Below are 14257 nucleotides of genomic sequence, written 5' to 3'. Positions count from 1 at the left end.
TCTAAGTATTACGAAAAATATGATATAATAGAAACGATAATAATCAAGTGATTGATGAGAAAGGGGACTTCGAATATGAATCGTGAGGATTTAATTGCACCTGAACTTTATAATGTGGTAGAAGAGATAGAAAAATTTGCCGATGGTACTGGAGGGCAGGCTATATTATGGGAAGATGATCAACAGAATCAAAAAGCCATTACATATGATGATCTTGTGGTGAACGCAAGTAAGATTGCCAATACGTTTAATCGTTATGGGCTAGAAAAAGGGGATAAAGTACTGGTCATGATCCCAAGAATGATTGAAGCGTATCAGGTATACGTCGCTGCATTAAAAGCTGGTATCATCCTCATTCCAGGTTCGGAAATGCTGCGCAGTAAAGACTTGAAATATCGAATTAATCATGGGGAAGTGAACGCGGTGGTGTGTCATTCTCCTTTGACTTCCAAATTTGATGAACTTAACGAAGCTTCAGACTTGATAAGATTCTCTGTCGAGGGGGACGCCGAAAATTGGTTGAGCCTCGATGACCTGATGGAAGAGGAGTCAGGCAACGTCGATTTCGTCAAAACGACACGTGATGATATAGCTTTCATCTCCTACACTTCAGGCACGACTGGCAATCCTAAAGGTGTGGTTCATACGCATGGCTGGGGTTTTGCTCATCTGAAAACAGCTGCGGAGAATTGGCTGTGCATCAACGAAGGGGATACTGTTTGGGCAACGGCAGGACCGGGCTGGCAAAAATGGATTTGGAGTCCGTTCTTATCTGTGTTGGGATCAGGTGCTGCAGGTCTGGTTTATCAAGGAAAGTTTGAGCCTAAAACGTATCTTGGTTTATTAGATAAGTACGAGGTGAACGTACTTTGTTGTACGCCTACTGAATACCGCTTGATGGCGAAAGTAGATAATTTGGATGATTATAGTCTTCAAACGCTGCACAGTGCTGTTTCAGCAGGTGAACCTTTGAATCGGGAAGTCATCGACACCTTTCAAAAGCATTTCAATCTAACAGTACGAGATGGGTATGGTCAAACAGAGAATACGTTGCTTGTCGGCATTATGAAAGATATGGAAGTACGACCAGGCTCCATGGGGAAACCGACACCGGGTAATAACGTAGATATTATTAATGACATGGGGGATCCCGTTGATGCAGGTCAGGTTGGGGATATTGCGGTTCATCTTGACACCCCTGCCTTATTCAGAGAATATTATAAAGATCCGGAACGGACTAAAATGTCATACCGTGGAAGTTATTATGTTACCGGAGACCAAGCATCCAAAGATGAACAAGGGTATTTTTGGTTTGAAGGGCGCAGTGACGATATTATCATCAGCTCAGGCTATACGATCGGCCCGTTTGAAGTAGAGGACGCTCTTGTGAAACATCCCGCTGTTCAGGAATGTGCGGTAGTGGCCAGTCCTGACGAAGTAAGAGGCAGTGTAGTTAAGGCGTTTATCGTTCTTCAGGAGGGCTATGCAGGGGATGAAAGACTGATGAAAAATCTTCAAGATCATGTTAAAAGCTTAACGGCCCCTTATAAATATCCAAGAAAAATCGAATTTATTGATGGATTGCCTAAAACAACGTCCGGAAAAATCAGACGTGTTGAACTCAGGAAAAACGAAATGCATTCCTTATAACCCAAAAGCCGTCTCTCAGGCGGCTTTTTTATTGCTTAGGACACTAAAAAACTCGGGCCTTTTGGGTAACATATACCTCATAAGCCACGTTCGGCTCCAGCTCCCAGGGCGCTTGCGCCTTTGTCCTTTTGCGCTGTAGAAATAGTGTTACACATTTAAGGGTTGGTTTATCACTAGCGAATTAGGGAAATGATAGAGGCAATGAGATCCCATATTGTAGGGGGAAGGTCGCAATGAAACAGGAGAATATTTATCGGTTATTAATCGCTACTCTGATCATGACTTCCGGCGCATTCGGCATGTTGTGGAATAGCGAAAAGAAAGAACTGGAAAGCAAAAAAGATTCAATGACAGAAGTACTGTATAACGATATAGAACAAATTGGCACGCAATTGCTTATCAGTGCTGAGGTCCTTGGGGAATATGAAGAAGGGTTCACTGAAAAAGAGCAAATTTTGTTTGAACAGTCGTTAAGGAGTGATGGCAAGGTTATCTCCCAGCTAGGGGAGAATAGCCAGCATATTATTGAACAGCTTGAAGTTGAAAATCGAGCGATACAAGAGGTTGATGAAAAGTACTTCAGCACAATTGAACAGTCGATCCTCCTCACAGCTGACGGAAAAGTGACAGATCAAGCTAAAATAGGCGAGTTACAAGCGATTCTAAGGGAGTATGGCAATCGTCTTACCCAATTTTTCGATCAGAGCGAACAAAAAGAAATTATTCAAAATCCTGATAATCAGGAACAATTTATAAAGATATTAACAGATTTAGAAAGCGAACTTGTAGCGTGGTGAGGCTGTAGGGTCGGTCGCACAAGCAGTCGTATTAAAGGCAAAAAACGCTTGGAAATTCATTACCAAGCGTTTTAGAGTGCATCTTATTACGCAGCCGCCAACTACATCGGTACGCACATGGCGGCCGCTTTTTTATGACGCCGAAATGTTCCAGTGATCATGGATGGCCCCTCTATTACCATATACGGGGTCAAAGTTTGGTAGTCTTGCATGAGGGATGTTTTCTAAGGCTTGTTCGTGCTCTTGCCCATCACCTGTTTTTAAATCGTAATCCTCACCAAATGGGTAGCCGCCCACAACTTGAAAGTCTTTACTTGCTTCATTATTCTTGTGACCGACCCCGGCAGGGATAATGAGGACATCTCCTTCTTTAATGGGGAGCTCCCGGCCGTTCTTACCACCTAAGGTGAGGACAGCTGAGCCTGACACCACCCCTAATACCTCATGGCTGTTACTGTGAAAGTGGTGATAACCAAAAACCCCACCCTTCCAGTTATTCTTCCAATTATTATCGTGGAAGATCTCCTGGCATTTATCCGTTTTGCCATCAATGGCTCCCTGGTATATCAATAAAGGCAGGTCTTTGTTATTGGGGATTACCCCATCATCTTCAAATGTAAATGTTTGTACTTCCTGCTGACTCATACTTATCCCTCCTTCAACACATATGGTAATCATTTTCCCGATTCGTCTATAGGTAAACGAGGTTTTATGCAGTGAGTTTGAAACTTTGTCACAATCATCTCCGTCTAAACATAGGGAACAGGATGATTAAAGGGGGCATTGCGATGAAAAAAGGGATACTTACTGTTTTCTGCCTGATTCTTGCAGGGGTGTCGGGTTATATTTATATGGACCACGTATACTTTTATCAGCCCTTTGCTTTTGAGCAAGATGCTGTCACACACCAGGAGTGGAACGACTATAAGGAACCCATAAAGATGAAATACCACAATTTCGAGCAAAGCGGGGAGGATCAAGTCATCGAACAGGAAGAAAAAATCCGTCAGCTTCTGCGTGCTTTAAAACAAGCGGAATCGGTTAATGTCAATGCTTCGCAAACCAGGCAACAAGCGACAGGAGGCCTGACGCTTAGCTCCGATGGCGATTTGTTACTTGAAGTATTGTTCTTTTCAAATCACTGGGAACTGATGGATCATCAATCAGAACATTATGACCTGACCCCTCGATTAAAAGAACACCTATCTCCGCTTTCATCATCATAGAACACTACTCTTTCCATACTCTGATGGCATAGACAAAAAGCCTCGTCACATGTGTGTCCATTCCTGCCCGTCACGCGCGTCATTTCCTGAAATATGACGTCGCCTGTTAATTAATGTGCAGGAGTATGAAGCATAAGGGTTTGGACCATGCTGATTACATAAAAGACTTGTTAAGGCGCATTCTTCTTACGCCTGGCACCATATCAAGAGGGACGGGCTTTAAAGCCTACCCTTCCCAAACTTCTGTAATTGAATAACAAGCATGATAAGCACAACCAAAAGTCACAGTATGTTACCCTATGGGTTTCGTATAGGAATTTCTATCGACGTTCCCCTGCATAGTTGATGATATAATTAAACGAGGAAACAGCACCCAAGGAGGGTCATGATGAGTAACCGATTCATTCATCCATTTAATATATTAGTTGGCTTACTTTTGATTATAGAAGGCGGCCTTTATATTTTTATGACAAATAAAGGAGAGCAATTTCATCTGAGAAGCATCATCATGTCGTGCCTCCTATTGCTTGCATGGGGGATGTCCTATCGCAAACAAATAAAAGATGAGAATCGTAATGCATGGGTGATTGTAACCATCATTATCATGATACCGATGATACTTCCCTGGTTATTTTTTATTTAGTTATGTCCCCCGCAAAAAAAGGAAGGCCAGTGGAATGTGAGCGTTCCCCTGCCTTCACAAACTCTCAGCATGCTCCTATTATTCCTCAATTGATGAAAAATCAGCTCAATGCTCTTGTTTAAAAGTGGAAATCTCTAAGCAGAAAATTTAATATACCAAACAGCACCGCACTGCTTAAATATATATGGCCGAATAACCTGTGTTTCATCTCTTCTGAAGCCATTTCGGTGATGCCAGAGAATACAAGGAATAAACACCCGATGATCCACGTCGTCATTTCGACTGCATTCCAGGGCCCCTCGATGAACAATAAGAATATTTCTATCGGAATCACCGTGAATAACGGTAGATAGAGCGGATTAAAGGAACGTTCTAAGTTTTTGAACCAGTTGAACATGAACAGACCTCCCTGTCCCCTTGACTAGGTGGGGATGTGCACAGCTTCCGAAAAGAAGCTGTTTTTTGTTTATTACAGTAACAACCAGGCGAGAAGACTACCAGCGGTTCCAAACCAAATTGCAAATATTAAGTTCCATTTCGTTATGCGATATGGATTCCGATTTGTCAATTCGCTCATCATTGTCACGGTTGTGTTGAATGTTCCTGCTGCGTCGCTTGCTAAGGTCGAAGTTAGTAATACAATGGATAGGCTGAGTGGGCTTAAAGCTGTTAGAATTGGTTGGATCAAAGTTCCCATCAGACTGATCGTAACAAGGGGATGGACCCCTATCATAGAAAAAATGAGTGAGATTAACTGGATGGTGATGAACAGCAAGAGCGGCCACTCCGTCATTGATAAGAGCGGACGTTGCATGAAATCAATCAGAGCGGTTTGTTCAAACATGTCGCTGAAAAAACCGAGTGATAGGAACAATAACATAAAATTTTGCAGTCCATTCACCTGGCCGACCCAGGTTTTTTTATTATAACGCATAAACGCGCTGAATTGGTTAATAGAAAGCGCCCAAAACAGTGTAAACGGAAAGATGAGCAAAATTACAGCGTTGAAGTAATCGATCCCAAGCAACGTTTGAAGGCCAAAAGCCGTAATGATGAACAAAAAGAGCATTACGAAGAGATAACCAATTTTCTTCCATAACCGTTTATATTCGATTGCAGGAGCGTGTGAAGGTGCTTCATAACGGGTTGTCCGGTATTTGAACCACCCGATCAGCCAGTCTGTCATTAGCAGAGTGATGGAGAATAGCAGGGCCCAGGGAAGTAGGTGAAAATACTGTACCCCTGTGATCGTAACCGTCAAAGCAATGAATATCTCAATTGGACTCCAGACATTCGCTAAGGCAAATGCACGTAGAATCGTTTGGCTGGAGAATTTCTCCATGATACGCTTGTCGACATTTTCTGAAACGTCTCTTACGACTTGCTGCACAATGGTAATGGCAGAAAAGAAGACAAATAGACATAGCACATAAGAGATCAGCGACCCGCGATAATATAATTGACCTAAATGCCTCGTTCGTAGTTGCAGCAAGTTTTTCAATTCTTGGTCATATCCCCCGACAACCATGAGGTGATTAATGAACGGAAGAAAATAAAGGAGACTGAGCAATAGGGCAGTGGACGTTAAGTACAAGGGAAAGCTACTCAAAGCTAAATCAGATGTTAGGAAGATCATAATTCCAAAAGCGAGGAAGATCAAAGAAATAATTTGAAACGTACGCGCTGCCCCTTTAAACGAGATAAATAATATAAAGCATGCGACGCACCCTAGACAGTAGGAGATGAGTGAAGCATCAATGAATAAGGAAACTACGTATAATCCTGTAAATAATGTGTAAGTCATGGCTTTTATACGTTCAATCTTCATCAACCCCTTTCGGAAAAAGCACTGATAACTTGATTAGCTTAACGTTTTTTTATGTAAAAAAGCGATTGTTTATCTAATCGTGCGAAAAAGCTAGGAAATTGTCAACTTTTCGGTACTCATCCTCCTAATTAGGGTATAAGTGTATTTACAAGAGGTTGTCGTATGTAAAGCAAACTAGTAAAGTACACGATTGGCATAATATGCTGAAAGGTGTCGAATGATAATAGCTAAGTAACTTTCGGTATAGTGATTAAAAAAGTATGGATGTCGTATGTACATAAGAAAAGGCATCCGAGCAAAAGGAGATGAAGGTTTGAAGACGAAGATGATCGATTGGTCGACGTTTATTGGAGCTTTGATTTTACTAGTCGGTGTTACACTTCCGCTGGTGTTATATCCGGAAGCGGGAAAAACGTTTGTCACGAAGGCTAATGACTTTATGACCGGTAATTTTGGCTCGTTATATTTAGCCATGGGGCTGATCGTTTTTGCGTTTTTACTATTTGTGGCTTTCAGTAAAAATGGCCATGTAAAGCTTGGGGACGTCGGCGAGAAGCCAGAGTTCAAAACATTTTCCTGGGCAGCTATGCTTTTTGCGGCCGGGATAGGCTCAAGTATCCTATATTGGGCGGTTATTGAATGGGCCTTTTACTACCAAGGGCCTCCATATGGGCTTGATGCTGAATCTAAAGAAGCCGTACAATGGGCCACGGCCTACGGCATCTTTCACTGGGGTCCGATCGCATGGGCCATTTACACCCTTCCCGCTCTTCCGATTTCATATTTTTATTATGTTCGGAAGAAGCCGGTCTTGAAAGTGAGTGAAGCAGTTCGCCCTGTCCTTGGCAGGTGGGTGGACGGACCTGTAGGCACTATTATTGATGTGCTCTTTATGTTTGGGCTCCTGGGTGGTGCAGGGACAACCCTGGCACTGGGGACACCAATGATTGCCGCCGGAATCAGTGATTTGACAGGCATACCTGTCACGTTAGGGATGCAAGCTGTTATTATGCTGATTTGTACAACCATATTTGCGATAAGCGCCTATAGTGGATTGAGACGCGGGATAAAACTACTCAGCGATATCAATCTATGGCTCGCCTTGTTTATATTGGCATTCATTTTTATTTTTGGTCCAACTGTATTTATTGCAGAAACAACGTTCAATTCTTTAGGTATCATGTTGGATAACTTTTTCAAAATGGCAACATGGACCGAACCGTTTGGCGGTGTTGGCGGCTATGAAGAAACAGGATTCCCGGAAAGTTGGACAGTATTCTACTGGGCCTGGTGGCTTGTATACGCGCCGTTTGTCGGCTTGTTCGTTGCAAGGATTTCCCGGGGGCGTACCATCCGTCAAATGATTCTCGGCACGATGATTTACGGTACGCTCGGCTGTGTGCTTTTCTTCGGGATTATGGGGAACTTCGGTCTGTACATGCAGTTGACAGGACAATTTGATGTCATCAGCTTTATGGATCAGAATGGGACACCTGCTGCGATTATTGCTATCATTAACCAATTGCCGCTAGCACGTGTGCTTGTTCTGGCGTTTACAGTGTTGGCCATCATCTTCCTTGCCACCACATTCGATTCCTCTTCTTATATTCTGGCGTCTGTGGTGCAAAAAGAAGTGAAAAATGAGCCGCTTCGCTGGAATCGTTTGTTTTGGGCGTTTGCACTATGCTTGATGCCGCTGGTTCTCATGTTCCTCGGGGGTCTGGATACCCTGCAAACCGCGAGTATTGTAGGTGGTTTTCCGCTGATATTCATCATGCTATTACTAGCCTGGTCATTCATGAGAGCCTCGAATACGGATATCCGCGCGTCTGACGATTATGAATCCAAGACGATCAATATTGATCGTAAGCAAATTCTGAAACGTTTGCGCGAACGTAAGAACAAGAAACCGAGACGTTCGGCATTAGATGTTGTTGAAAATCGAGATCAGGAGGATAAAGACTAGAAAATAAAACCCCGTCACGGACATAGCAGTCCGTTAGACGGGGTTTTTTAGGGCAGGTAATCAAGGGCTTCATGCATGGTAAAGTCTCTTGTTTCCTGAAGAAATTGATATAGAAGATAGAGATGATCACTCCCGATCAAGACGAGTGTCCGATCATCGGGATGGCTTATACGTGCAATATTGGCAGCAATGGCTAAGTCACGATGGTACCACTGTTTAAGCCAGTGAACGCCCACTTGATGTTGGCGATCACCCACCCGGCTCAGCTTCATGTAAATACGTTGAAGCTCTTGGCGGTACGCAGGTTTATTTCGGTATCTCATGATAGCAAGAACGGATTCACCTGATTCCATTTCCTTTAATCGTGTTTGAACATGCAGTATTTCATTGAATAAGGAAGGCTGGTATTCTTTCGCCCATTCAAACACCTGATTTAAAGACGGATTAGCCATATCAACGTTTTCGTCAACTGTAGATAATGAATCAAGCCCTGCCTCTTTTGCGATACGGAAGGCAAATTGATCGACTTCGTCATAGATGAGTTGGTAATCATCTTGAAGATACTGATGATAACGCCGATTGATTTCGTCTTCGAGAAAAAAACTTTTTTCGATGGCGATTTTTGTAGGCTGGAATTCAGCTAACGTGCTGGCGACGTTTTGAATATCGCGCTGAGACGTATTGACATATTCGGGGTTCACAGCTAAATGAAACGTGCCGCATAATAACAATTCAGGTTGATTTTCGGTTGTCAAGGAAGCACACCACCTATTTATAAATTAGCTCTGAAAAAAACGTTTATGTGAATGGACACCAGGGTCCGTCGTCTATGAATGTCTCTACGTATTTGAAAACGCAGGCAGCACATACGTGCCCAATTCCTCGAGCACTTCCGCGACAGGACGACTGCTTTGAGCGAGGTTAAAAAAGATGTGATTGACCCCACTTTTGCGATAATCCTCCAGCAAGTCTAAGAGGGCATGCCGACCGATTCGATAGCCGGCGGGTATTTTTTCAGGCGGATAATCAGGTTGATCCATAAGCTCAAGCGGCATTGGCATTAAAAAGGGTTTAAACGTATGCGGTTGGTAATAGGCAGCTGTCTCTCGATAGGTCTGAATAGTTTTCTTCTGCTGCTCAGGACGTTGAGGATAAAACATCCACCCGTCTCCATGCTGTGCAATCCAATCAATGGATTGCTGACAATAGCCCGTCATATATATCGGAAGTGAGCGGGTTGGTTTGGGGACTAAATTAGCCTTTTCAACTGTTCCCAGGGGCGAGCTGATATGAGGAAACTCCTCATAAAGGATGCGCGTAAAATATGCGTAGCTTTCACGAAACCATTCACCTCGTTCCATGATGGGAATGTTGAGTGCGCTAAAATCCTTTCTGCGGTCCCCGGACGAGATGCCGAGTACCAGCCGACCAGGAAAAAGTCGTTCGATACTCGCTACTTCTTTCGCAGTTCGGAGTGGATGCCGCAGGGGGAAAACGACGGCTGCTGTGCCCAGTTTGATTGTACGCGTATGACTGGCTAAGTAAGTCAGGTAAATCAGGCTGTCGTAAATTTGACCGGTAGCGGGGTCTTCAAAGCTTGGATCCTCAAGCAGCACATCCTGAAGCCATAAGCAAGAAAAGCCTAATGTTTCTGCTCGTCTGGCATGTTCAACTTGGTCTTGCATATGAGGGACTTGACTGCCGTAATTCTCGATGGGAATCGTCAAGCCGAAACTTAATTGGTCAGACTGGAAGAGGTCAGAATAATTGGAGCTCAAATCAACACCCCACAGTTAGAATGGATTCTAAATTCAAACCATGAAAAAGTCCTCAACACCACCGTGTGAGAGGACTTTTACATCAAATAAATTACAATGTACAACGTCAGCGCCAGTATGATGGCGCCACCGAGGCCGTAAATAAAATCTACCCGGCTGAATTTCCTCTGTTTTCGCATGGGCCTTGCTCCTCCGAGATTATGGTACACCTAGAAAGTGGTAATGTACCAAGAATACCATGTTACGAAGCTTAAGAAAATGTAAATACATAAATCATACAAAACGCTAGTGTAAAGTGACGCCTAGCGCGATATCGGAGAGAGAAATTTCGCTTCGAGTTCTTTTGGCGGAACGGGCGGGCTGAAATAATAGCCTTGCATATTAGGGCAATTCAAATTGGTCAAGTAGGCCAATTCTTCAGCCGTCTCGACTCCTTCGGCAATTGTTTCAAGGTTTAATCGTTCAGCGAGTAAGAGAATGGTCGAAACAATGGCTGATTTAGCAGGCATTTGGTCTATAGAACGAATAAAGGATTGATCAATTTTAATGATATCAATGGGAAGTTTATCAATATGACTTAACGAACTGTAACCTGTCCCGAAGTCATCAATACTGATTCGGATGCCTGTGGATCTCAATGTTTCCAGTTGTTTAATTGTTTCGCTTTCATTGAAAATGGTCATGCTTTCTGTCAGTTCCAGCTCAATGAGTGAAGGGTCTACACAGTAGTGTTCCATGCTTTTCTTAATTTTATCAGCTAACCGCGGGTCGGTGAACGATCGTTGGGACAAATTGACCGACACGGGCAGATGGTCAACGTCTTGAGCCCGCCACTTTGCCAATTGTTCACATGCTTTTTGTATAATGTGATTATCAAGTTGGATAATGAGGTTCGTTTCTTCTGCGATCTGAATGAATGACCCGGGTGTTAACAATCCATTTTGAGGGTGATTCCAGCGCACCAGAGCTTCAAATCCGATCAGTCGCTCCGAGTCAGCCTCGATTTTGGGTTGGAAATAAAGGTCGAATTGATTCTGTTTGATAGCTTCTTTCAAGTCATTTTCAATCTTGAGTTTGCCTTCGGAGTTTTCTTCCGCGTTTTGGTTATAGATTGAATAACCTTGATATTTTCGTCTGTTCACTTGACTTTTCGCTATATCAGCGTATTTTATCAACATTTCCGGTTTATTATCGTGGAAAGGAAATAAAGCCATGCCGATTTTACTATCCATGGTAATCTCTTGCCCATCTAATTTGATAGGGAAGTTGACCATGCGTTGGATATCTTCAATCGTTTGATGGAATGCCTCATCGCTTGGAACCATCGGTAAGATGGCAACTAGCTCATCGCCGCCCAAACGGGCCAACTGACCACCGTCTTTGAAAAATTGCTGCAAGCGAGCGACTAATTCTTTCAATATTAAATCCCCATGATGATAGCCAAATGCTTCATTGATGTTTTTCATTCGTTCGATTTCAATGGCCATCAACGTAAAGGGCTGATCAGAGGCGATGGTCTCGTTAACAATCTCCGTGAATTTTCGCCGGTTAGGAAGCTCGGTCAACTCATCGTAATTCGCTAGGAAGTGAATCGTTTCCATGTTCTTATTCTGCTCTGTAATATCATTGGCAATGCCATAAACACCAACGATTTCCCCCTGTACAATAATCGGTAAGTTGGTTACCTCAAGGTCGATCACATCGTTTTTTCCTTGTATGGAAATTTCGAATTGATTAGATTCCCCGTTCAGGGAAGCATCAAATTGCTTTACCGCGGTAGGGAGATCCCCTTCAACGACTAGAGGGAGAAAACTGGATCCTTCCAACTCTTCAGGAGCATAACCCGACATATCGGCTGCAGCCTGGTTTACGTTATGGAACAAACCTTTTTCATCCAAAGAAAAGATCGCCTGGGGGTTGTAATAGAATAATGATTGATAATGTTGCTCGTTTTCCTCCAGCTGAATCATTTGCTCCCAAATTTTAGACTCTCCCAGTAAATCGGGGATGATCATTAATATGAGCATAAGAGCCATGGCGAAAGCGTAGCAGTAATAGAATGAATTGGACATCCACGTAGAATCAGGAAAGATGCCTTGTAAATCAATTAAAGAAAACACCGTTAGAATCGGCATACCTGCCAGAGCGAGTCCCGTGATTACACTGCCGAAAAGCAGCCATCTACTGGAACGTTTTGGATCTGGTTCGCGGTTTAACCAAAGCATGAACCGTAAAGCAGAAAAGGAAATACCGGACGTCGTTAAAGCAGCAATCAGAATGAAGAAAAATTTCACAATCAATAGGTCATAAAATAGTAATAATGTCGCCATGACATTGGCCATAAGGATGGCAACTGTCATGCCAAGTCCGCTGATTACATACTGAGTGTTCGTTAAATTCCCTTTAAAACCGATATTCATGGTCATAATGGTGCCCCCGATACATAATGTCAAAAGCACACCAGCATACAAGCATAGCGCCATCCAATTAAACTGCTGTTCAATGGCGAGCATGGTAAAAAAGTTAGTGAAAAAGAATGTCAGGCCGACCAGACTACCATTCATTCCTACATGAGGGGGGCGGGCATCCTGTGTAGAGGTGTTACGTTGAATGAATCGTAACAGTAAAAAACAATTTACAATAGAGCTTAAAACACTCAAGGTGAAAAAATATATATTGAAATCATCGGGCATGATCTAGCGCTCCTTCATCGTCAGGTTGACATACAATAGATACTTTAAAAATAACCGTCCCCATTATAGTCGCTTTTAAATGCATATTGTAAGGGGGGATAAGAAAGATAGCAGAAAAATACTGTACTACTTCTATTTTCGGCTATTCTGTGACATGATTAAAACAATTTTCGACAAAATTTTACCCTAATTAGAAGGTTATTGCCAACTATTCTCGTGTATGTGTAGATTTCTCGAAATTTTGCTTGTATAATATTTTGTATATAATGGGTCTTGCACTGATGCGAGAAAAGAAAAGGGGAACGACAATGGTGGAAAACGTTAAATTTCGAAATGTTCAAGAGGTTGGAGAATCGATTATTCAACATTTTGAATCGATCGCTACTCAATCATTGGAAACGCAATACACCTTGAATGACAATTCTGTGCTCGTGCAAATGTCGTTAGAAACGACGAAACGGCTCGTCTACCATATCGGAAAAGTTATTCAGTCTGATGATCATGCAAGTAATGGGACAAAAACGACGATGCAAACGTTAAGTCGTGAAGAAGGCGAGAAGGCACTGCTGGATCAGCAATTGATCAGCACAGTCGTCAGTGCTATTCCCTATATCACACGACAGTTGTGGGAACATATCGAAGAGCAAAGTGACGCTCTAGAACTCAGTGTGACCGATGTCTTCTACATAACAAAGACAATTGATCCGCTGATTGGCGAGTTCGTCCAGGGCTATACCAAGGTCTTCATGGAACAAGCCGAAGACAATTTCAAAAGTTTCAATGATAAACTGACCCAAATGAGCGTCCCGATCATTCAATTGTTCGACGGTGTGGGCATTTGTCCAATCATTGGCGAACTGGATGAAGATCGGGCGCAACTGCTTAATAAAAAGGCGTTAGAGGAAAGTAAAAGCTTGCGCTTGAATTATTTAATCCTGGATCTCTCAGGTGTTGCTTTAATCGACACTCAAATTTCCCGTCATTTAATGGAAGTGATTCAATCATTAAAATTAATGGGTGTGGAAGTCGTAATGACAGGGTTGAGTGCTGAGGTGGCGATGACGATCACCTCTCTTGGGATCGATATGTCCCCATATGCAATTAAGCAAAACCTGCAACAAGCCGTCGAAAATTTACCCATTCGCCCTAAATGAATGACCGTACCGTCACAAAGCCAGCCCCTTACAGGGAGTTGGCTTTTTTTGCTTGGAAGACCTGCTAAAGAATATGATATGATAGTTGTAACGAGGCTACGGATTAAATGATTATTAACTAAAAATCAAAAGGAGGGCGAAAAGCGTGGAACGATTATCGGAAGAAGTTAAACAGCAGGAAGTGGATAAGTTAGAAGGGTGGAGCCTTAAAGATGATAAATTCATCGAAAAGCGTTACCGGTTTACGGACTTTTTAACAGGGGTTCAATTTGTGAATAATGTTGCGGAGTATGCAGAAGACATCCAGCACCATCCGTTTATCAGCATTGATTATAAAATGGTGACACTCAAATTAACATCGTGGAGTGCTAAAGGGCTGTCCGATTTAGATTTGCAATGTGCAGAGAAATATGATGTCCTGTACGAGCAGGTTAAAAATTAATCGCATCTCTTTTTTCCCTTAATCACCCCCTCGTATAATACTTATAAGAGCTCTTCCTAGAGGAATTTCCAGTTGGATCC

Annotated in this window: 13 protein-coding genes; 7 read left to right on the top strand and 6 right to left on the bottom strand. The window is 42.8% G+C overall.

Going from position 1 to position 14257, the window contains the following annotated elements; translation table 11 throughout:
- The first annotated feature begins 75 nt into the window (after positions 1 to 75).
- Both mbcS and HOP45_RS18800 read left to right on the top strand, forming a co-directional pair.
- Complete coding sequence (gene mbcS, locus HOP45_RS18805) at positions 76 to 1650, top strand: acyl-CoA synthetase MbcS (RefSeq protein WP_181350920.1); 1575 nt, start codon at positions 76 to 78, stop codon at positions 1648 to 1650.
- 233 nt (positions 1651 to 1883) lie between these two features.
- The gene (locus HOP45_RS18800; protein WP_181350919.1) at positions 1884 to 2447 is read left to right on the top strand and encodes a hypothetical protein; all 564 of its coding nucleotides are present in this window, start codon (positions 1884 to 1886) and stop codon (positions 2445 to 2447) included.
- Between the two features lie 132 nt (positions 2448 to 2579).
- Here HOP45_RS18800 and HOP45_RS18795 read toward each other — a convergent pair whose 3' ends face one another.
- Positions 2580 to 3092: a cupin domain-containing protein gene (locus tag HOP45_RS18795; protein ID WP_181350918.1), complete on the bottom strand. Its 513-nt coding sequence runs from the start codon at positions 3090 to 3092 to the stop codon at positions 2580 to 2582.
- A 143-nt stretch (positions 3093 to 3235) separates the two neighbouring features.
- On the opposite strand from HOP45_RS18795, the gene HOP45_RS18790 reads away from it, so the two are divergent.
- Together HOP45_RS18790 and HOP45_RS18785 are read left to right on the top strand one after the other, a co-directional pair.
- Positions 3236 to 3673 (top strand): hypothetical protein, encoded by a 438-nt coding sequence (locus HOP45_RS18790; RefSeq protein ID WP_181350917.1) that lies wholly within the window; start codon positions 3236 to 3238, stop codon positions 3671 to 3673.
- Positions 3674 to 4061: 388 nt separating this feature from the next.
- Positions 4062 to 4316 carry a hypothetical protein gene (locus HOP45_RS18785; RefSeq protein WP_181350916.1) on the top strand — a complete coding sequence of 85 codons (255 nt, stop codon included), beginning with the start codon at positions 4062 to 4064 and terminating at the stop codon, positions 4314 to 4316.
- Between the two features lie 118 nt (positions 4317 to 4434).
- Here HOP45_RS18785 and HOP45_RS18780 read toward each other — a convergent pair whose 3' ends face one another.
- Positions 4435 to 4713, bottom strand: a complete 279-nt coding sequence (locus HOP45_RS18780) for a hypothetical protein (RefSeq protein WP_181350915.1) — start codon at positions 4711 to 4713, stop codon at positions 4435 to 4437.
- A 72-nt stretch (positions 4714 to 4785) separates the two neighbouring features.
- Positions 4786 to 6144, bottom strand: coding sequence for a hypothetical protein (locus tag HOP45_RS18775; protein ID WP_181350914.1), 1359 nt, complete (start codon positions 6142 to 6144; stop codon positions 4786 to 4788).
- Between the two features lie 271 nt (positions 6145 to 6415).
- Here HOP45_RS18775 and HOP45_RS18770 point away from each other — a divergent pair, with 271 nt between their 5' ends.
- On the top strand, positions 6416 to 8110 hold the full coding sequence (locus tag HOP45_RS18770) for a BCCT family transporter (RefSeq protein WP_219914680.1): 1695 nt from the start codon (positions 6416 to 6418) through the stop codon (positions 8108 to 8110).
- A gap of 47 nt (positions 8111 to 8157) precedes the next feature.
- On the opposite strand, the gene HOP45_RS18765 is transcribed toward HOP45_RS18770, so the two are convergent.
- The 3 genes from HOP45_RS18765 to HOP45_RS18755 form a co-directional block, all read right to left on the bottom strand.
- Positions 8158 to 8865: a DUF5694 domain-containing protein gene (locus HOP45_RS18765; RefSeq protein ID WP_181350912.1), complete on the bottom strand. Its 708-nt coding sequence runs from the start codon at positions 8863 to 8865 to the stop codon at positions 8158 to 8160.
- Between the two features lie 84 nt (positions 8866 to 8949).
- Positions 8950 to 9888, bottom strand: coding sequence for an LLM class oxidoreductase (locus HOP45_RS18760; RefSeq protein ID WP_255437761.1), 939 nt, complete (start codon positions 9886 to 9888; stop codon positions 8950 to 8952).
- A gap of 302 nt (positions 9889 to 10190) precedes the next feature.
- Positions 10191 to 12581 carry a putative bifunctional diguanylate cyclase/phosphodiesterase gene (locus HOP45_RS18755; protein ID WP_181350911.1) on the bottom strand — a complete coding sequence of 797 codons (2391 nt, stop codon included), beginning with the start codon at positions 12579 to 12581 and terminating at the stop codon, positions 10191 to 10193.
- Between the two features lie 311 nt (positions 12582 to 12892).
- Here HOP45_RS18755 and HOP45_RS21065 point away from each other — a divergent pair, with 311 nt between their 5' ends.
- Together HOP45_RS21065 and HOP45_RS18745 are read left to right on the top strand one after the other, a co-directional pair.
- Positions 12893 to 13735, top strand: a complete 843-nt coding sequence (locus HOP45_RS21065; protein WP_181350910.1) for an STAS domain-containing protein — start codon at positions 12893 to 12895, stop codon at positions 13733 to 13735.
- Positions 13736 to 13880: 145 nt separating this feature from the next.
- A complete protein-coding gene (locus HOP45_RS18745) occupies positions 13881 to 14177 on the top strand; it encodes a 4a-hydroxytetrahydrobiopterin dehydratase (RefSeq protein WP_181350909.1) in 297 nt (98 codons plus the stop codon).
- Positions 14178 to 14257: the final 80 nt, after the last annotated feature.

This window comes from Thalassobacillus sp. CUG 92003 (assembly GCF_013618635.1).
Taxonomy (GTDB): domain Bacteria; phylum Bacillota; class Bacilli; order Bacillales; family Halobacillaceae; genus CUG-92003.
The sequence above is the reverse complement of the archived record's forward strand: the minus strand, read 5'-3'. Positions and strand labels throughout refer to the sequence as shown.